Annotated in this window: 19 protein-coding genes and 2 other annotated features; all 19 genes read right to left on the bottom strand. The window is 37.4% G+C overall.

Going from position 1 to position 20343, the window contains the following annotated elements; all coding sequences use genetic code 11:
* Positions 1-7 precede the first annotated feature (7 nt).
* On the bottom strand, positions 8-316 hold the full coding sequence (gene rplU / locus F0362_RS21935) for a 50S ribosomal protein L21 (protein WP_000270907.1): 309 nt from the start codon (positions 314-316) through the stop codon (positions 8-10).
* 14 nt (positions 317-330) lie between these two features.
* Positions 331-408: a sequence feature (ribosomal protein L21 leader region), on the bottom strand.
* A gap of 77 nt (positions 409-485) precedes the next feature.
* On the bottom strand, positions 486-1874 hold the full coding sequence (locus F0362_RS21940) for an Rne/Rng family ribonuclease (RefSeq protein ID WP_000855443.1): 1389 nt from the start codon (positions 1872-1874) through the stop codon (positions 486-488).
* Positions 1875-1941: 67 nt separating this feature from the next.
* Entirely contained in the window at positions 1942-2802 is an 861-nt protein-coding gene (spoIVFB, locus tag F0362_RS21945) for a stage IV sporulation intramembrane metalloprotease SpoIVFB (RefSeq protein WP_149889956.1), read from the bottom strand.
* Positions 2795-3541 carry a stage IV sporulation protein SpoIVFA gene (spoIVFA, locus tag F0362_RS21950; RefSeq protein ID WP_000797540.1) on the bottom strand — a complete coding sequence of 249 codons (747 nt, stop codon included), beginning with the start codon at positions 3539-3541 and terminating at the stop codon, positions 2795-2797. Before spoIVFA ends, spoIVFB begins: the two co-directional genes overlap by 8 nt.
* A 134-nt stretch (positions 3542-3675) precedes the next feature.
* Positions 3676-4473 (bottom strand): septum site-determining protein MinD, encoded by a 798-nt coding sequence (minD, locus tag F0362_RS21955; RefSeq protein ID WP_000503310.1) that lies wholly within the window; start codon positions 4471-4473, stop codon positions 3676-3678.
* 2 nt (positions 4474-4475) lie between these two features.
* Positions 4476-5162, bottom strand: coding sequence for a septum site-determining protein MinC (gene minC / locus F0362_RS21960; protein ID WP_000391516.1), 687 nt, complete (start codon positions 5160-5162; stop codon positions 4476-4478).
* A gap of 35 nt (positions 5163-5197) precedes the next feature.
* Entirely contained in the window at positions 5198-5743 is a 546-nt protein-coding gene (mreD, locus tag F0362_RS21965) for a rod shape-determining protein MreD (RefSeq protein WP_149889957.1), read from the bottom strand.
* A 14-nt stretch (positions 5744-5757) separates the two neighbouring features.
* Entirely contained in the window at positions 5758-6612 is an 855-nt protein-coding gene (gene mreC, locus F0362_RS21970) for a rod shape-determining protein MreC (protein WP_001135474.1), read from the bottom strand.
* 41 nt (positions 6613-6653) lie between these two features.
* Positions 6654-7673 (bottom strand): cell shape-determining protein MreB, encoded by a 1020-nt coding sequence (gene mreB, locus F0362_RS21975; protein ID WP_000466737.1) that lies wholly within the window; start codon positions 7671-7673, stop codon positions 6654-6656.
* A 158-nt stretch (positions 7674-7831) separates the two neighbouring features.
* On the bottom strand, positions 7832-8509 hold the full coding sequence (gene radC / locus F0362_RS21980) for a DNA repair protein RadC (RefSeq protein WP_001013401.1): 678 nt from the start codon (positions 8507-8509) through the stop codon (positions 7832-7834).
* A gap of 47 nt (positions 8510-8556) precedes the next feature.
* On the bottom strand, positions 8557-9132 hold the full coding sequence (locus F0362_RS21985) for a Maf family protein (protein WP_001226282.1): 576 nt from the start codon (positions 9130-9132) through the stop codon (positions 8557-8559).
* Between the two features lie 220 nt (positions 9133-9352).
* Positions 9353-10315 (bottom strand): stage II sporulation protein B, encoded by a 963-nt coding sequence (locus F0362_RS21995; RefSeq protein ID WP_144467180.1) that lies wholly within the window; start codon positions 10313-10315, stop codon positions 9353-9355.
* Positions 10316-10479: 164 nt separating this feature from the next.
* A complete protein-coding gene (locus F0362_RS22000) occupies positions 10480-11781 on the bottom strand; it encodes a bifunctional folylpolyglutamate synthase/dihydrofolate synthase (protein ID WP_000582087.1) in 1302 nt (433 codons plus the stop codon).
* A gap of 92 nt (positions 11782-11873) precedes the next feature.
* A complete protein-coding gene (locus tag F0362_RS22005) occupies positions 11874-14519 on the bottom strand; it encodes a valine--tRNA ligase (RefSeq protein ID WP_149889958.1) in 2646 nt (881 codons plus the stop codon).
* A gap of 38 nt (positions 14520-14557) precedes the next feature.
* Positions 14558-14789 (bottom strand) — a binding site (T-box leader).
* 176 nt (positions 14790-14965) lie between these two features.
* Positions 14966-15991, bottom strand: a complete 1026-nt coding sequence (ysxE, locus tag F0362_RS22010) for a spore coat protein YsxE (protein WP_000350668.1) — start codon at positions 15989-15991, stop codon at positions 14966-14968.
* A gap of 66 nt (positions 15992-16057) precedes the next feature.
* On the bottom strand, positions 16058-17062 hold the full coding sequence (gene spoVID / locus F0362_RS22015) for a stage VI sporulation protein D (RefSeq protein WP_002045157.1): 1005 nt from the start codon (positions 17060-17062) through the stop codon (positions 16058-16060).
* A 79-nt stretch (positions 17063-17141) separates the two neighbouring features.
* Entirely contained in the window at positions 17142-18431 is a 1290-nt protein-coding gene (gene hemL / locus F0362_RS22020) for a glutamate-1-semialdehyde 2,1-aminomutase (RefSeq protein WP_000712944.1), read from the bottom strand.
* Complete coding sequence (gene hemB, locus F0362_RS22025) at positions 18431-19420, bottom strand: porphobilinogen synthase (RefSeq protein ID WP_001087053.1); 990 nt, start codon at positions 19418-19420, stop codon at positions 18431-18433. Before hemB ends, hemL begins: the two co-directional genes overlap by 1 nt.
* A 169-nt stretch (positions 19421-19589) precedes the next feature.
* Positions 19590-20342 carry a uroporphyrinogen-III synthase gene (gene hemD / locus F0362_RS22030; protein WP_000992363.1) on the bottom strand — a complete coding sequence of 251 codons (753 nt, stop codon included), beginning with the start codon at positions 20340-20342 and terminating at the stop codon, positions 19590-19592.
* Between the last annotated feature and the right edge of the window lies 1 nt (position 20343).

Genomic DNA, 20343 nt, shown 5'->3' on the forward strand with positions numbered 1-20343 from the left:
ACCTGAATTAAGCGTTGATAGCTTCAACAACTAGCTTAGTGTAAGGTTGACGATGACCTTGTTTCTTACGATTGTTCTTTTTCGCTTTGTATTTGAAAACGATGATTTTCTTAGCGCGACCTTGTTTTTCAACTTTAGCAGTCACTGTTGCGCCTTCTACAACTGGGCTACCAACTTTAACGTTTTCGCCACCAACGAAAAGAACTTTGTCAAAAGTAACAGTTTCACCAGCTTCAACATCTAATTTTTCAATGTAGATTGCTTGACCAGCTTCAACTTTAATTTGTTTTCCACCTGTTTCGATAATTGCGTACATACTTGCACCTCCTCTTAATTACTAAGACTCGCCAAAAACGAGGTAGACATAAATGCCTTTAGGGAACCTGTCTTGTGCGGTTGTAGCATATAGCCGTTTAGGTGCTATAAACTATAACATAAAGATGTTATCATGAATCATAGACGGTTGTCAATAAATGTTCTGCTAACTATTTTTTCCGTTCTACAATTTCTTTTTTACTTCCAAATCTTATAATAGTGTACTTTTCGATAGTATCATCTTTGAAATAAATTTCAAATGGAATATTTTTTTGTAATTCTTTTTGTAAAAATTGTTTTTGCAGATCTTGAGGTGCAGCAATTAATACTGCTTCATCCTCTATATTGCCATATGTAATGAGTTCTCGCTCTAACTCATAAGCAATCGTTTCATACGACATTACATACCCCGTCGCCTTACACGGTACACACTCTTCTAGCAATACGTCACGTAAAGAATGTTTTTTACGTTTACGTGTCATCTCCAAAATCCCTAACTCAGTAAACCCAAGTACTCTTGTATAAGTGCGATCATTTTGCATAGCAGCTATGAGACGTTCTCTTACCTTTTCTTTATCTTCTCGTTTTTTCATATTAATAAAGTCGATTAATATCATTCCACCAATATCACGAAGTCTTAATTGGCGAGCGATTTCGTCAGCGGCCATTTCATTTGTACGAAGTACTGTATCTTGTAAATTTTGTTTTCCAGTAAACTTCCCCGTATTCACATCTATTACAGTCATCGTCTCCATTTGTTCCACAATCAAATAAGCACCGTTTTGGAGCCACACAATTTTTTGAAGTGCTTTTTCAATTTCTCGCTCTATTCCGAAATGATTAAACATCGAAGATTTTTCATTATAAAAAGATACTTTTTCTTTTCCGACCTTGTCTTCTAATTCTTTTACTACACTTCTTGTATCTACAACTATTTTTTCGATCGTTTCAATTGGATTCTCTTGAAATACACGATCTAAAAAAGTCGCTGGTCGATGAAGTAATAGCGGTGCCTTTCCTTGACCCTCTTTTCTTTTTAACTCTTCATATAACTGCTGTAACCTTTGCATTTCAGTTTGTATTTCTTCAATTTCTCCTTTTTCAGAAGCGGAGCGGAAAATATACCCTCCTGTCCCTTCTACTTCAATTTCGAGTAACTGCTGTCTTCTTTTATTATTTTTTATTTTCCGAGAAACAGCGCGCATTTCATCATATGGCATATAAACGACATATTTCCCGGTAAATTCTATATTCGCTGTTAATTTCGGTCCTTTCGTATCAATTGCCTCTTTCACAACTTGTACGAGTACTGCTTGTCCTTCATGTATACGATAAGAAGACGGTACATCATCATATGAAAGGTACGCATGTTTTTCTAAACCGATGTTTACAAATGCTGCATTCATTCCAGCAATTGTTCTTACGATACGTCCAACGTAAATATGCCCAACAATCTCTTGTTCTTCATTACGTTTCCATAAAAATTCAACAATTTTGTTCTTCTCTTCAATTGCAACGCGCTTTTCCGATCCAGCATAGTTCATGTATAAGGTTTTCAAATTTCTTTCCTCACTTTATAATCTTCTTTGTTTTTACAATAATAAAAGGTTAGTGCTATCGTCAACACTAACCGATTAATTCTTCAACAGATGAAGTTGTTCGTTTTTCAGTAAAATACGCATAGAGTAATTCATTTTCATCCAATGTGTAATGCTCTTTATATTCTCCATGGACGATAATAGAATGCTTATATCCTCTACGAAATTTGGTGAAAATCGTATATAAACGATCTTCTGATTGCACCTCTATAGGTGCAATCTTTTCAATCCCTCTTTTATTTCCGTAATAACGCTCTAATAAAAAGCGCATAAACGCATAACGTCTTTGCTTCCATTCTTGATATAACGATATTGCTAAAAATATGAGTAGTACCCACATCATAATATTGTTACTATTCCAAAGTAACTGCCATCCTAATATGACACTAAAAAAAACACATGACAATTGCATCATTTTTTCATGTGCTTGTAAATAAGGAAAACGATATGATAATACATTAAACAACACTTTCCCGCCATCAAGTGGCCAAATAGGGAGTAAATTAAAGGCTAAAATAATTATATTATTCCACATAAAAAAATAATATAATTCCGCATTCAGCCAGCCAATCTCAAACAATATATACCCTACTAGCATCATCCAAATATGTTGAATAGGTCCTGCAATTACGACAACAAGTTCCTCTTTCAATGATTTATTTCCATGTTCCTCAAGCTCAGCCACACCACCAAACGGTAACAGTTGAATTTTTTTAATACGCCAATTATAATGCGCTGCTGCAAAAGCGTGACCGAGTTCATGAATGAGTACGATACAAAACAACAATAGTAACTCTTTAAAACGCGCCGTAAAAATACCAATAACTATAATAATCCAAAACAACGGATGCACTGAAATTTTCGTTAAAACTTCCTTATATTTAATCAAATGAAATCACCTGAATCGGATCAACAAATTTTTCATTCTTTTTTATTGCGAAATAAAATTTCCCATTTTTATTATTTGCATCATTACTCACCGTTCCAATTTTTTGTTTCTTTGAAACGTAATCATATAACTTTACTGACATATCATTTAAATTTGCATACCACGACTCCGTGCCATCTGCATGTTGAATTTGAACTGTATTTCCAAGTTCCTCTTTCTTACCCGCAAAAACAACTAATCCTTCATTTACTGACTCAACTGTTGCATTTGTAGCCGTTTGGACAAATACACCTTGGCCATTTTTTTGAAATCCTTGCATTACCTTTCCTGAAGCAGGAATTGCATAGTCTTTTTGCTGAATAGTCCCTTCCTTTTTCTCGTTAGGCGAATAGAAGACGAGAGGTTTTCCAAACTGTTTTTCATACCATTTCGCTACAGTAGCAAACTGAAACTCCTCTTTCATCACTTTTTCTGTAACAGCTTTAGCACCATCGAAAGAAGAGGGCGCATTCTTATACAAAATAGCAATTGAAAGAACTAAGATTGCTGATAATAAAACTTTGAAAAAAAAGACTTCCTTTCGAAACAAAGGATGAATTTCCTTTTCTCCCTCTTCAATAAATACCCCTTCACTATCAAAATTCCCCCCGGCAAAATACTGCTCTTCCTCCATTCTTTCTTGCTCTGCCTTCCTTTTCGCAATCCGCTTTTTAATTTCTTCTACACTTCTATTCTTCATACTGTCTCCCTTCTTTCGCTAACCTTATTTAAATAGAAACAGTTGTATACAGTTTGTACATATGTATGAGCTAGGAAAGAAAGATATTCGTATGAAGAAAAAAAGAAAGCACTTCGCATATGTGCGAAGTGCTCTTAACGGATGCCAAAGAAGTTTTTCATCTTTGTAAATACCGATACCTTTTCTTGTTCAAATGCTTGTAATGGTACATTCTCACCCAACAAGCGTCTTGCAATATTACGATAAGCTAACGCTGCTTTTCCACTAGGTTGCAACGCTACAGGTTCACCTGTATTTGTAGCACGAATAACTTCATCATCGTCTTCAACAACACCAAGAAGCTCGATTGATAATGTACGTACGATTTCATCAACATCTAACATATCCTGTTCATGAAGCATATGACTACGCACACGGTTAATAACAAGTTTCGGTGGTTCAATATCCTCTTTTTCTAAAAGCCCAATAATACGATCTGCATCACGCATTGAGGATACTTCTGGCGTCGTAACAACGATTGCTTTATCCGCACCAGCTACCGCATTTTTAAATCCCTGCTCAATCCCCGCAGGACAATCAATTAATATGTAATCATAATCTTGACGTAATACTTGTATTAATTCATCCATTTGTTCAGGTGTTACCGCTGATTTATCACTCGTTTGTGCTGCAGGTAATAAATAAAGATCATCAAAACGTTTATCTTTAATAAGAGCCTGAGGTAAACGACAACGCCCTTCAACGACATCAACAAGATCAAATACAATACGATTTTCCAGCCCCATTACTACGTCTAAATTTCGAAGACCAATATCTGTGTCAATTAAGCACACTTTCTTTCCAGATAAGGCTAGGGCTGTACCAATGTTCGCAGACGTTGTAGTTTTACCTACTCCGCCCTTTCCAGATGTAATTACTATTGCCTCTCCCACAGCTATACAATTCCCCTTTCTAACTTTGTTAAATTAGGTCTAAGATGAGTGAGAAGTTGCAGGCGATCGACAACAATGTGATTGTCCTCATTAATATACGCACATTCTGCCGTCTCCGCTCCGTCTTCTTTCTCTTCCGGAGCCCGCATTGCCACATCACTAATTCGAAGTTGCATCGGGTTCATAACAGATGCAGCGATTACAGCCTCTGAATCCCCATAATACCCAGCATGTGCAATCCCTCTTAATGATCCTACGACAAAAATATTCCCCCCAGCGATAACCGTTCCGCCTGGATTAACATCTCCAATTAACAATAAATTTCCTTTTACATGTAAAACCTGTCCAGAGCGAACAATTTTGGAAATAGGGACAATCTCTGTTTCTTCTTTCCATGCTATTGCTTCCGATTTAGTTATAACATCACTTTCAATTGAATCCACAACAAGATTCTTTTTATTACGAATTAACGTACGAAGCTCTTCTTGGTGGACTTCTGTTAAATAACGATTTCCCACTTTCACATGCACTTCAATTAAAGAACGCCCATCGCCATCATAGTAATGTGTAGATAGTTTTTCGTCCAATTCTTTCAGTAATTCAGAGAATGAACAGCAGTCATCTAAATGAAGCGTTATCCCGTCTTTTGTCCCTTTTATCGTTACATTTTGTTGCTTTTTTTCTTCCACTAAAGTTCACCCCACCGATTCAATTCGACATAAAATTAGAAAATCCTTTTTTCTTTTTCTTCCATCGCTCTTGAAAGACGCACTAAATATCGTCTCAGTGGGAAACAAGCTATCAATATGAAAATTCCATTCAGCAATAAAGTAGAAAGGAGACGATCCGTGAAAAAGACATACGCCGACATATGAGTACGTCCTAACAAAGTTAAAAATCCATACACATAATATTCTAATGCTGCAATGCTAGCTAATACGATAGACACAACAATGAATAAATTCAATTGTAGTACCTTCATCACACTATAAACTAAATAAGCTAAAATCGGATAAGCAAATATATATATACCGACAAGTTCTGTGTATACGGTATCAAATAAGAAACCAAATAATAGCCCGTAATAAATCCCTTGGACCGGACCATAGTACACAGTAACAAAACATAACACAATGATAAAGAAATGCGGCGCTGCTATACTGTCTTTCCAAAAAACTTCTGTTGGAACAATAGTAGCAAACATATTTTCAAACAGAAAAACAAAAAGGAGCAAAAGAGGAAGAGCTGCTCTTTTTAAAATCTTCATCATCTCTTCTCCTCCTCCTATTCTAATGGCGCTGATTTCATATCACGTTTAGCTACTATAATATGCTCTACGTCATTTAAATCAGCGGCAGGTTTTACATAAGCTGTTTTTGTTAAGCCGTATGCATCTGGTTGAACATCAACGATTTCCCCAATCTCAAGACCTTTCGGGAAAATCTCCCCACCAAGTCCAGACGTTACAACCATTTGACCTTTAGCTACTGGTGCATCAGAACCAATCTTTGTGAAAAGTAACAATTTTTTTTCTTTGTCATAACCTTCGATTAATCCGAAGATATTTTCATTTCCATGTACAACAGCAGAAACACGATTTGTTCGACTCATAGAACTTAACAACTCTACTGATGATGTAAACTGAGATACACTTTTCACGCGTCCAACTAAACCTTTTGAAGTCATAACAGCCATATCCTTTTTAATCCCTTGTTGTGCTCCTTTATCAATTCCAATTAAATCGTACCATTTATCTGGATTGCGAGAAACAACAGTAGCTGGAATTTCAGAAAAATCGCTCGGCAACTCTTTTTTTTCAGTTAGCTGTCTTAATTTATTGTTGTCGTCCTCTAATTGCTTCATTTTAACTGATAAACTCGCATAGTTATCTATTTTTGCTTTTAATTCTTTATTCTCTTCATACGTGCGCTTTACATCCTCTACATTTTCAAAGAATCCAGCTACATATTTCGCTGGCTTTTGGAATACACGTTCTACAACACCGACAGTGTCTTTAACAAACTGCTCTGGCCATGTTAAACTGTTCCGTTCTTTCAATGAGATTCCAATCAATGCCACGAGAAGAATAATACTAACTAACAAAACAATTAATCTTTTGTTTAAGAAAAACTGTGGCACGTTCACACCCTCTTAATTCCATTGATTTTTATTTTGCAATATTATCGAGCAGCCGTTTTGAAAAGATCGATATTATCTAATGCTTTTCCTGTTCCAATTGCTACGCAATCTAATGGATCTTCTGCAACAAGAACTGGCATATTTGTTTCTTCACTAATCACTTTATCTAAGTTACGTAGTAATGCACCACCGCCTGTTAATACAATACCGCGGTCCATAATATCTGCCGCTAATTCAGGTGGAGTTTTTTCCAACGTATTTTTAACTGATTCTACAATTGCATCTACTGTATCCTTTAATGCATCCGCAATTTCTTCTGGTTGAATTAGTACTGTTTTTGGTAAACCACTTACTAAATCACGACCACGAATTTCCATAGGCTCGATACCTTCTGGCTCGCCTGCAGAACCGATTTCTAATTTTAATGCCTCTGCTGTTCTTTCACCAATCATTAAGTTATAGCTTTTCTTAATGTACTGAATGATTGAATCATCCATATCATCACCAGCAACACGAACTGATTGACTTGTTACGATACCACCTAATGAGATGATTGCAACTTCTGTTGTACCACCACCGATATCAACAACCATACTACCAGTTGGTTCCCAAACAGGTAAGTTCGCACCAATTGCTGCTGCAAATGGTTCTTCGATTGGATATGCATCACGAGCACCCGCTTGACGAGTCGCATCAATTACTGCACGTCTTTCAACAGCTGTAATACCAGACGGTACACATACCATTACATACGGTTTACGTGAGAAGAAGCCGTTTGATTTTTGAGCTTGTTGAATGTAATATTTCATCATTGTTGCTGTTGTTTCGTAATCAGCAATTACACCATCTTTCATCGGACGAAGTGCTACTACGTTTCCTGGTGTACGACCAATCATTTGTTTTGCATCGCTACCTACAGCAACGATTTGTTTCGTATCAGTTTGTAATGCTACTACTGAAGGTTCACGTAAAACTACACCTTTTCCTTTTACATATACAAGCGTGTTCGCAGTTCCTAAATCTATTCCAAGATCGCGAGTAAAGCCACCAAATCCAAACATATTTTTTATCTTCCTTTCTTGTTTTCACGGACTCATTTTTTTCTTATTTTATATTATAAAAACAGTACGTTTTTTATATCTATATCCTTTTTGCAGATAATTTTCTACAAAAAACTCATAAATCACATTATAAAACAAAATAAGTAAAAAGCATAGTCTTAAATATGACCTTTTTCCTTTAAACTCACGAATTTATGGTCACCTATTATAATATGATCAAGCACTTCAATTCCGATAATCTGGCCGCATTCTACTAAACGTTTTGTTACTTCAATATCTTCTCGGCTCGGCGTAGGATCTCCTGAGGGATGGTTATGAAGACATATGATAGAGGCTGCTGCACGGCGGAACGCTTCTTTAAAGACTTCTCTTGGGTGTACAATTGACGTGTTTAGACTTCCAATGAATATCGTTTGCCTATGTATAACTTGATTTTTTGTATTTAAATATAAACAAACAAAATGCTCTTGTTGTAAAAAGCGCAGTTCTTCCATCATGTATTTCGCACAATCTTCTGGGCTTCGAATGCTATATCGATTTTGATACTCTAAACGTACCATTCTTCTACCTAGTTCAAAAGCAGCCATAAGCTGAGATGCCTTTGCAATCCCAACACCATGAATACTAATTAATTCTTCTAACGTTGCATCTTTCAACATACGTAAACCATCAAAGTGATGTAAAATTTTATCTGACAACTTTAAAACTGTCTCTTCTTTAGAACCTGTTCTGAGTAACACTGCAAGAAGCTCCCGATTTGATAAACTCCCTGTTCCTTCTAATAATAAACGCTCCCGTGGCTGTTCTTCTCTGACAACATCACGAATACCGTTCATCTCTCCACCCCTTTTACCTGTTCTCTCAAAGAAAACCCCATGCAATTTTACGCATGGGTTACATCAATATCAAATTGTTTTAATTCCCGAACAAGACGTGCAATTGGTAAGCCGACTACACTGTAGTAATCTCCTTGAATATGTTGAACAAAAATAGACCCTTTTCCTTGAATACCATAACTTCCTGCTTTATCAAGAGGTTCTTTCGATGCAACATATACGTCAATTTCCTCTTCTGTTAATTCCCAAAACGTAACTTCTGTACGCTCATAAAAAGTGACCGTTTTTTCTTTCGATATAATTGCCACACCTGTATATACTTCGTGTGTTTTTCCTGATAATAATTGTAACATTTCTTTCGCCTCAACCTCATTAGAAGGCTTTCCAAGAATACGCGACTCATATGTAACGATTGTGTCTGCACCTAACACAATGTGATCACTATTATTTTCTGCTACCGCAGATGCTTTTTGCAAGGCAAGGGACATAACAATATCAGGAGGTGATGAATACGCACCAATCGTTTCTTCTACTTCACTTACAACGATTTCAAATGGTACGCCAGCTAACTCCAGCAATTCCTTCCTCCGAGGTGATCCTGAAGCTAAAATAATTTTTCTCATATTTTCTCCTTCCTTTCTCACATGAAGCAGAACAATTTACATCAATCGTATCAAAGGAATAGTTTATCCACAAATGAAAGAAATATTATTTTCTCTAAACAAAATAATATTTCTTTACTGCATACGATTATATTCCAGCTATAGAGAAAGCACTTTGCTCTAAATTTAAAAGAAAAGAAAGAAGTATCTATACTTCTTTCTTCGTCATTTCATTATCTTATCATTTCACTTTTTGTGAAACAATTTTTTCATACGAAAGTATACCATCAATAACAACTTGATTTAATTTCGCCAAAGATTCTTTATCGCTCTTTCCGTCCTTCACTGTTTGCACAGCTATTGACGTATACATATACAGCTTTTTTACCTCCTCCTGCTTCATACTTTTCCCTACTTTTTCAATTGCTTTCCATTCTTTCTCAATTACTTCTATATCTTTTGCATTACTTTTCCCACCAGCTTGTACGCTAGAAGCATATTTTGCTAAATGAGTATATAATGGCTGTACTTTTGTTAAGAACGCTCCTATTTCTTTATCATCTTTAAGCAACGCTTTATCCGTAATATCCCAGTTCTTTTTTAAAACGGAGACATCATCATTTTTATACTGCGTCATTAATTGATTTATAGCCTGTTCATCGCTAGCAATACCAACAATTAGTGCATACTTATCACCGTTCGGTTTCAAAGCAGCGACCCCTCCGTTACCTTTCCATTCTTCAAGAGCGGCCTGTCCCGTTTCTTTGGAAGAATAAAGCCCACCTTGAACAAAAAATAATTTCATTGGCTCTAATGACGTTCCTGTCTGGGCTTTTTGTTTTTCCTCTTTTGATACTGGTGTTTGTTCTGCCGTTCCATCCACCTTTGATTCTTCATTTCCAGTCTGCTTCGAAGCCGTTACCGTACTTTCCCCTGTTGTCCCTTGTCCTGTAAGTAACTGCAGCATTCCCATTCCAAACGCCGTACCAATTATAATTGCAGTTGCAACAATTACAATTAATGTATTACTCCACTTCTTTCTGTATTTTTCCATGGGCGCTGATTTCTTTTTTTGAAACGGAACAACGTTTTTCGGTCTTTCACTTTCCACTACCATCCATTCAAACTCATCTTTCTTCTTCTCTTCATACTTCGCTTCTGTTCCATTTACTTTCACTGAGATCGTTCGTGATTGCTTGTCCATACACTCACACCTCACCTCTTGTCGTTGTCCGCATCATATCATATTCATTTCACAAAAAAACGAGATATTTGTCAGAGGAATTCGCCAAATAACCCTATATAATTATCTTATATGTATGCATTTGACTTCATTTGTAGAACAAAAAACTAGATAGCAAAGGCTATCTAGTTTTTCTCGCGAATATATTTTCTAACTTCAGAAATGAAATATAGAGAACCCGTTATGATAAAGACATCATTTCCCCCTATCATTTCAACCTTTGTATCAATTGCCTCTTTCCAATCTTCAAAGACTATTTTTGATTTTTTTTGCGAATGCGCTGCAAGTTTGTCAGCGGAAATGGCACGATCAAAGGCGAATGTTGTAAAAATAATTTCATCGGCAATTGTTTCTAATTGACCTACCATGTTATGCAACTGTTTATCACCAAGCGCAGTAAATAAAACTATTATATTTTTATCTTTATAATGTGCCTCTACTGTTTTTACAAGACTCTCAATACCTTCTGGATTATGAGCACCATCTATTATAATATCAGGATTACTTTTCAGCTTTTCAAATCGGCCAATCCAATACGCTTCATGTAATCCAGCTCTTATTTCCTCTTCCTCAATTAAAAATGATACATATGTTTTTAAATACATAATTGCCATAAGTGCTAGTGAGGCATTTCCTACTTGGTGAACACCTTTCATTGACATTCGAACATCTTCAAAAGATGCGAAAGGACAAGCAAAATCAAAACGTTCCCCATCTTCGTTAGACTGTTTATGTAACGCTGTAAAATGTTTGCCCAGTTCATATAAGTTTGCATGATTTTCCTTTGCAACCTTTTGAATGACCTGCAATGCTTCATCATCTTGCACGCCTGTAATAACCGGAACACCCGACTTAATAATTCCTGCCTTCTCATACGCAATTTCTCCTAGTGTATCCCCTAAAATATGCATATGATCGTGGCCGATATTTGTAATAATTGTGAGAATAGGATGAATCACATTCGTAGAGTCAAAGCGCCCTCCAAGCCCTGTTTCAAATAAAACAACATCACAGAAATTGATTTTACCGAAATAACAAATTGCCATAACAGTAATAATCTCAAACTCAGTCGCTTCCCCTAAATCCGTCTCGTCTAGTTTTTCAACGACTGGCTTTACCATGTTTACAAGTTCCGCAATCTCTTCATCTGCAATTGGTGTTCCGTTCACACTAATACGCTCATTAAATGTTTCAATGTAAGGAGAGGTAAATGTTCCAACCTTATATTTTGCGCCTTCTAGCATGTAGCGCATATACGTTAAAGTTGAACCTTTTCCATTTGTACCAGCAAGATGAACACATTTTATATGACGCTCTGGATTTCCGAGTTCTTCTAGCATCCAGCTCATTCTTTCTAATCCTGGTTTAATACCAAACTTCAATCGACTATGAATCCACCCTATCGCTTCTTCGTATGTATGTATCACGTATGTTTTCCCCTTTCAAAAGACAACCTTCATCATTCTATTATACGCAAAGAAAAGAGACTCACCAATATAGTGAGTCTCTAAAATACACTTTATTTCTCAAGATCTGCTAGACGTTGGCGAACTGCTTCGCGTTTTTCTAGGTAATCTTGCTCTTTCGCACGCTCTCCGTCAATAACTGCCGCAGGAGCTTTCGCTACGAAGCCTTGGTTTGAAAGTTTCTTCTGTACACGTTCTACCTCTTTATCGAACTTCTCAAGTTCTTTTTCAAGACGTGCTCTCTCTTCGTCAAGGTTGATAAGATCAGCTAACGGTAAGAATAACTCTGCACCTGATACGATTGCAGTCATCGCTTTTTCTGGCGCTTGTAAATTCGTTTGAATTGTTAATTCACTTGGGTTACAGAAACGCTCAATGTAAGAGCTGTTTTTCGTAAGTTGAGCAAGGATAGCCTCATCTTTTGCTTTAATTTGCATTTGAACTTTTTTGCTCATTGGCGTATTTACTTCTGCACGGATGTTACGAACAGAGCGAATGATATCAACTAGAAGGTGCATTTCTGCTGCCGCTTCTTTATCTTGTAAATCTTCGCGAACTGTTGGCCAAGCCGCTACTGTAATAGACTCGCCTTCATGCGGTAAATGTTGCCAAATCTTCTCTGTTACGAACGGCATGAATGGGTGTAATAGACGCATCGTTTGGTCTAATACGTAAGCTAAAATAGAACGAGTTGTTTTCTTAGCTGCTTCATCTTCACCGTATAGTGGAAGTTTCGCCATCTCAATGTACCAGTCACAGAAATCATCCCAAATGAAGTTGTATAATGAACGACCAGCTTCACCGAACTCATATTTATCCATGTTACGTGTTACACTTTCGATCGTTTCGTTTAAGCGAGTTAAAATCCACTTATCTGCAACTGATTTTTCACCAGTTAAATCGATTTCTTCATACTTCATATCATCCATGTTCATTAATACGAAACGTGATGCGTTCCAAATTTTATTAATGAAGTTCCAAGTAGATTCTACTTTTTCCATGCTGAAACGTAAATCTTGGCCTGGTGCACTTCCTGTTGATAAGAAGTAACGCATTGCATCTGCACCGTACTTCTCGATAACATCCATCGGGTCGATACCGTTACCAAGAGATTTACTCATTTTACGTCCCTGTTCATCACGAACTAAACCGTGAATTAATACATCTTTAAATGGACGCTCTCCTGTAAACTCTAAACCTTGGAAAATCATACGAGATACCCAGAAGAAGATGATGTCATAACCAGTTACTAAAGCATCTGTTGAATAGAACTTTTTAAAGTCTATTGCCTCTTCATTTGGCCAACCAAGTGTTGAGAACGGCCATAACGCTGAGCTAAACCATGTATCAAGTACGTCGTTATCTTGATTCCAGTTTTCAATATCCGCTGGCGCTTCAGTACCTACGTATACTTCACCAGTTTCTTTATGATACCAAGCTGGAATGCGGTGTCCCCACCATAATTGACGAGAAATACACCAGTCATGAATGTTTTCCATCCAGCGTAAGTATGTGTTTTCAAAACGCTCTGGTACGAACGTTACTTTTTCTTCTTCTTTTTGTTGAAGTGCTACTGCTTTTTCTGCAAGTGGAGCCATTTTTACGAACCATTGTGTTGATAAATAAGGCTCAACAACTGCACCGCTACGCTCACTATGACCTACTGAATGCATATGAGGCTCAATCTCTACTAATACGTCCGCTTCTTGTAAGTCTTTCACTAACGCTTTACGGCATTCGAAACGGTCCATACCGTTATACGTACCAGCTTTTTCGTTCATCGTTCCATCTTCGTTCATTACTAAGATGCGTGGTAAGTCATGACGGTTACCTACTTCAAAGTCATTCGGGTCATGAGCTGGTGTAATTTTTACAACGCCTGTTCCAAAGTCTTTTTCTACGTACTCATCGGCAATAATCGGAATCTCACGGCCTACGATTGGAAGGGTAACTGTTTTTCCGATTAAATGTTTGTAACGATCGTCTTCTGGATGAACTGCTACAGCTGTATCACCAAGCATCGTTTCTGGACGAGTAGTTGCAAGACGAATGTGACCAGAACCATCTGTTAACGGATAGTTCATATGGTAGAATGCACCTTGAACCTCTTTATGAATTACTTCGATATCAGAAAGAGCTGTACGTGTTGCTGGGTCCCAGTTAATAATATATTCACCGCGGTAAATTAAGCCTTTTTCGTATAATTGAACGAATACTTTATTAACTGCATCAGATAAACCTTCGTCTAATGTGAAACGTTCACGAGAATAATCTAGTCCTAAACCAACTTTCCCCCATTGTTGACGAATGTGAGAAGCGTACTCTTCTTTCCACTCCCAAGCTTTTTCAAGGAATTTCTCACGGCCAAGATCGTAACGTGAAATACCTTCTTCACGAAGTTTTCCTTCTACTTTCGCTTGTGTTGCGATACCCGCATGGTCCATTCCTGGAAGCCATAATACATCGTATCCTTGCATACGCTTCGTACGAGTTAAAATATCTTGAAGAGTTGTATCCCAAGCATGACCTAAGTGTAACTTACCAGTTACGTTCGGAGGTGGAATTACAATTGTATACGGTTGTTTCTTCTCGTCTCCTGTTGCTTCGAAATATTTGCCTTCAAGCCACCATTGATAAAGGCCTTCTTCAACGGACATATGATCATATTTAGTTGGTAAATTCTTTTCCGTGTTTGACATTATTTTCCCTCCTTAAAATAAAAAATGCCCCTCATCCAAAAAAGGACGAGGGACATCGCGGTACCACCTTTATTTACAAACAAATTCAGAATTTGCTTATACTCTTAATTTGATAACGGACAAATCCGTCTTTTCCTAATGAGAACTATTCCGTTCAGAAAAGATGCTCCAGGGCTACCTTCTAACATAACTATCTAGAGAATCTCCCAGCTAATGATTCTCCTCTCTGAAGACGTTTCATGTTATACTCTTCCCCTTCAAGGCATTTATATGATTGTTAATTATTATATACAATAGTGTAAAAAACGAAACCTTATTCGTCAAGATAAATTTAAGACTATCACTTTCCGGGCGAATATAAAAAAGATAAGTAGCATCCTCCACTTATCTTCTTTACCCCTCTATTTACGGGCGGTAATACCCCCGCCACTGATTAAAGTTTCACTTTATCCGTTCCCTTGCTGGGCAGCTTGTAATTGTGACAGGAAATATTCTACATTGCTAACGAGCCAATGTGATTGTTGCAAGCTCTTTACTCCGCGAATCTCATTTTCCTTATTGCGACTCTGCCTTCTTTTTTTATAAGACTCAATTTGCCGAATAAATTGCGATGGATAAGTCATGTAAGCATACATAAGCAGTTGCTCTTCTTTCGTAAACGGGAAGTTTTTTTGGTACATTTGATACCATTCAAAACGATCACTTCGCGCAATTGGATATGTGTTTAAAGACCGCGAATAAAACCCTACAATATCTTGCACAGGCGTTGCAAACTTCGATTTTTCTAAACTAATAAAATAGCCATTCCGTTCATAGTCAAATAAAAAATGATTAAGTGACACGTTACCATGCACAAAAGTAATGCGTGTTTTATCTTTTTCTTTCATCGCATCGTTCCACTCATTTAATTGCTTCGTTGCAAATTCACGCGCCCTCATTACATGATGATAGTACGTACAATATTGTAATTCAAACGGAGACATATACCACTTCGCTTCAGATTCTACAAGAAACTCTTCTAACATCTCACCATCATTTTCCCAACGATCGGATATACTTGTGTAATGTTTTTCTAAATCCTCTTCTGTATATGTTTCTTCTTTCACCGTTTTTTGGTGCAACGTTCCAAGTGTTTGAAACATTTTATGGTATTGATCATTATCCTCGCCGTTTCCTTCCGCACGTTCTAACCAAGGCATTAAATAATAATTATAAGTCCCGTCACTTAAAATATAATTCCCATCCGTCGCATGGTATATAGGTACATAATTTGAAAAACCTTTCTCCTTCAAATATTGAATATGATGTAGAAAGTTATTCCGCTCTAACTTTCTATCTTCTATTTTCTTTAGCGCATATGGACCTTGATTCGTGTAAATTTTCGTTACACTTCCGTGCTCTTCCATATGCTGCGTATCCAATCTATATTGCCTTACAATGGGTTCATAGCGATTTCGTAATTCAATATCCATACGAATAACCCTTTCTATTCAAAACATAGCCTCTAGGACAATAGGGGAGTGAAAGCACTCACCCCCTTATTTCGCCTTTGCTTTTGAAACGGGAATATAAATAATTTGTCCCGTAGTTAAATATATATCTTCTGTTTGATTAACACGGTATAAGTTTTGTACAGACGTGTCATAACGTTCTGCAACAGATTCAATTGTATCCCCTTCTTGCACGAAATACATTCTTAACTTCGTAAATTCTTCTTCCGGTTCTTTCGTAAATAATTGTGTTAAATAAAGCGCATTTTCATCTCGCTGTGAGTATGCTTCTTCTTGCTCTTCCTGCTTTTTCGCCTTTTCTTTTTGATAATCTTTTCGTCCAAACAATTCAAATTGCAGCGTCGTTTCTTGCTCCTCTTCACGCTCCGCAAATTCATGTTCTGCCAATTCCTCTTCCGCTTCTTCTTGCTCTTTTCTTTCTTCTAGCTGGAACGGTTCAAATGCGTAATCTTCCCATTCATCCGATTCTTTATAGGTTGGTTCCGCTACATGCGGCGCGGGTCTATTTTCATCCTCTTCAGCTGAATCATCTTCTAACTCAGCATACGCCGTTTCTTCCTCTTCATCCTCGATTCTTTCCTCATCACATAAACCTGTAATAGATATATCCGCTAATAATTGTAAGCAACCATTTTCCTTCAATTCATAATCAAATTCCTCAATTGATACATATAATTCTTCAATTACTTTCACTCGATTTCTTGGAATTGATATTTCAAGTGGAAAGGAATGAACAAGTTCATTCACCCCATCTTCCCTTGTTTCTACATAATCAATTGACTTTGCTGGCGATAGTTCTCTTAATGAATAGGCCGAATCATCTTGCCTTGCAACATACTCCCCCGTTAAATCTAACTGCCCTCTCACGATAACTTCATGATCAAGCTCTTCTATCTCAACGTCTGGATCTAACGAAATTGACAAAAGTTCTTCGACTTCCTGTCCTTTTTGGAACCAAACAGATTCTTTTAATGAAAATCGTAACGAATGATCTGTTGTCACTTCTTTTCCCCCTCCCAAACTATATGTCATTACAGATTTATGTATGTAAAGCCCACTTTATGAATAAAAAAAATCGCTCCCCTTATGGAGAGCGATTTTCTCTAATATATTATGCTTGTAACTTTGACATTGCAATTTCAGCCGCTGCAATCGTCGCTTCAATATCTGCATCACTATGTGCTGTCGATAAGAACAAACCTTCAAATTGAGATGGTGGCAAGAATACACCTTGTTCTACCATTTCACGATAGTAAGCCGCGAAGAATTCTAAGTTTGAAGATTTCGCTGTATCGTAATTAATAACCGGCTCATCTGTAAAGAAAATACCAATCATAGAGCCTGCACGGTTAATATGATGAGGAATACCATGTTTTTCAGCCGCTTTACGTAGTCCCGCTTCTAACATTTCTGCTTTACGCTCAAACTCTACATATGATTCTGGCGTTAATTGTACTAACGTTTCATAACCTGCTGCCATTGCAAGTGGGTTACCTGATAAAGTACCAGCTTGATAAATCGGTCCGCTCGGCGCAACTTGACGCATAATTTCTGCTTTACCACCGTACGCCCCTACTGGTAAGCCACCACCAATTACTTTACCTAAACAAGTTAAATCAGGTGTTACACCGTAGTAACCTTGTCCACAGTTATAAGCAACACGGAATCCTGTCATTACTTCATCAAAAATAAGCAGTGCACCGTTTTGTTCTGTTACTTCACGAAGCCCTTCTAAAAATCCTGGTTGCGGAGGAACAACCCCCATATTCCCTGCTACTGGTTCTACAATTACACAAGCAATATCATCACCGAATTGTTCAAAAGCGTACTTCACACTTTCTAAATCATTATAAGCTACTGTAATCGTATTTTTCGCTACACCTTCTGGTACGCCAGGACTATCTGGTAAACCTAGAGTCGCCACACCAGAACCAGCTTTAATTAATAACGAATCACCATGACCGTGGTAACAACCAATAAATTTTAAAATTTTGTTACGGCCTGTATAACCACGAGCTAAACGTAGTGCACTCATTGTCGCTTCTGTTCCAGAGTTAACCATGCGGACAATTTCAATCGATGGTACACGCTCAATAACAAGTTTCGCTAATTTATTTTCGATTTCTGTCGGCGCACCGAAGCTTGTACCTCTTTCAGCAACAGATTTTAACGCTTCAACAACACGATCATTTGCATGACCATGAATTAAAGGACCCCATGATAATACGTAATCGATGTATTCATTCCCATCAATATCATATACTTTAGAGCCTTTTCCACGCTCCATAAACAATGGATTCATACCAACAGATTTAAAGGCACGAACAGGGCTATTTACGCCACCAGGCATTAAGTCTTGTGCCTCTTCAAACGCCGCAATCGATTTATCAAACTTTTTCATTATTTAGCGCCTCCTTCTTGTAACCATTTTGCTGCATCTTTTGCATGATACGTAATAATTAAGTCTGCTCCTGCACGTTTCATGCTAATTAATTTTTCAAGCACAACTTCTTTTTCATTAATCCAACCATTTTGCGCTGCCGCTTTAATCATTGAATATTCACCACTTACGTTGTAAGCAACGATTGGTAAATTAAAGTTATTTTTCACATCACGAATGATATCTAAGTAAGAAAGAGCTGGCTTTACAATTAAGAAATCAGCACCTTCCATTACATCTGATTCTGCTTCACGGAATGCCTCCATACGGTTCGCTGGGTCCATTTGATATGTTTTACGGTCACCAAATTGCGGCGCGCCGTGTGCAGCATCACGGAACGGTCCATAAAATGCTGATGAATATTTCACAGCGTACGACATAACCGGTACGTGTCCAAAACCATTCTCATCTAACGCATGGCGAATTGCTGTTACGAATCCGTCCATCATGTTTGATGGTGCAATAATGTCCGCTCCTGCTTTCGCTTGGCTTACAGCTATTTTCGCAAGTACTGCAAGAGACTCGTCATTCAAAATAATACCATCTTCAATTACACCGCAATGACCATGGCTTGTGAATTGACATAAACATGTATCTGCAACTACTACTAACTCAGGGAACTCACCTTTAATTTGCTTAATGGCACGCTGTACAATTCCATGATCACAATATGCTGATGATCCAACTTCATCCTTTTCAGCAGGTAAACCAAATACAATAACAGAACGAATACCTAAATCAACAACCTCTTGCATTTCAGCTTGCAATAAATCTAAAGAGATTTGATATACGCCCGGCATAGAAGGAACTTCATTACGAACATTCTCTCCTTCTAATACAAAAATAGGGTAAATAAAATCTTCCGTATGTAAAAACGTTTCACGCACAAGCGCACGCATGCCCCCGCTTTGTCTTAAGCGACGATGACGATTAAATTGTAAAGAGTTCATAAATTTCTATCCCCATTCTTTTATTTTGTCCCGCGTTAACGGGCAGTAAGACTTCCATCTCAAAATTCGGCTAGAGCAAAGAAGTTAGATGGGAAATCAACTGCCCATAAACACCCAATTGGTGAGGGCTAATAATTAGTGCGAAATGAACCTCCCACTAATTAAAATTTCACTTTATAGATTCACAAATGCATTGTAGTAATGCTTCTACAGTGTACTCTTTCGGCACAATAACATGCGGAAAATAAAGGTTCGCTTCTTTTTCCGTAATAGGCCCTATACAAGCAATTGTACATTTTTTTGTCCATTCTCTCCAGTTTGTGCCCTCCAGTAAACGAACAAAACTATCAACAGTTGAAGGACTCGTAAATGTAATAATATTTACTTTCCTTACTTTCAATGCTGTTATAAGTTCTTGTTTTTTCTCTACATTTACTTTCGTACCGTATACGATTAGCTCATCTAGAGAAACACCAATTCCCCGAAGTTTAACTGGAATTACATCTCTCGCTAAATTCCCTTTCGGAAATAAAATACGCTCGTTTCCACTTAATTCTTTTAGAAACTCTTCTGCAAACACTTCTGCAACAAATGAGGTTGGAACAAAATGAACTTGATAACCCCTTTTTTCTAACTCTAATTTTGTTTTCACGCCTACCGCAGCGATTTTAATAGTTAATGGTAGTTTCTTTTCTAAACCATCTAGAAAAAAAGTTACACCATTTTTACTCGTAAAAATAACCCAGTCATACGAATGTAGCTGCCTTGCTGTATGGTGAATTCGCCTATGAGATGTGCCTTCCATACGCAAAAGCGGAATTTCCAATGGAATTCCGCTCCGTTCTTTCACTGCTACACTCATTTGTTTCGCTTGATGCTGGGCACGTGTAATCAATACTGTTTTGCCAGCAAGAGCATTCATA

Origin of the sequence: Bacillus sp. BS98, assembly GCF_008432245.1 — a bacterium.
Taxonomy (GTDB): Bacteria; Bacillota; Bacilli; order Bacillales; family Bacillaceae_G; genus Bacillus_A; species Bacillus_A toyonensis.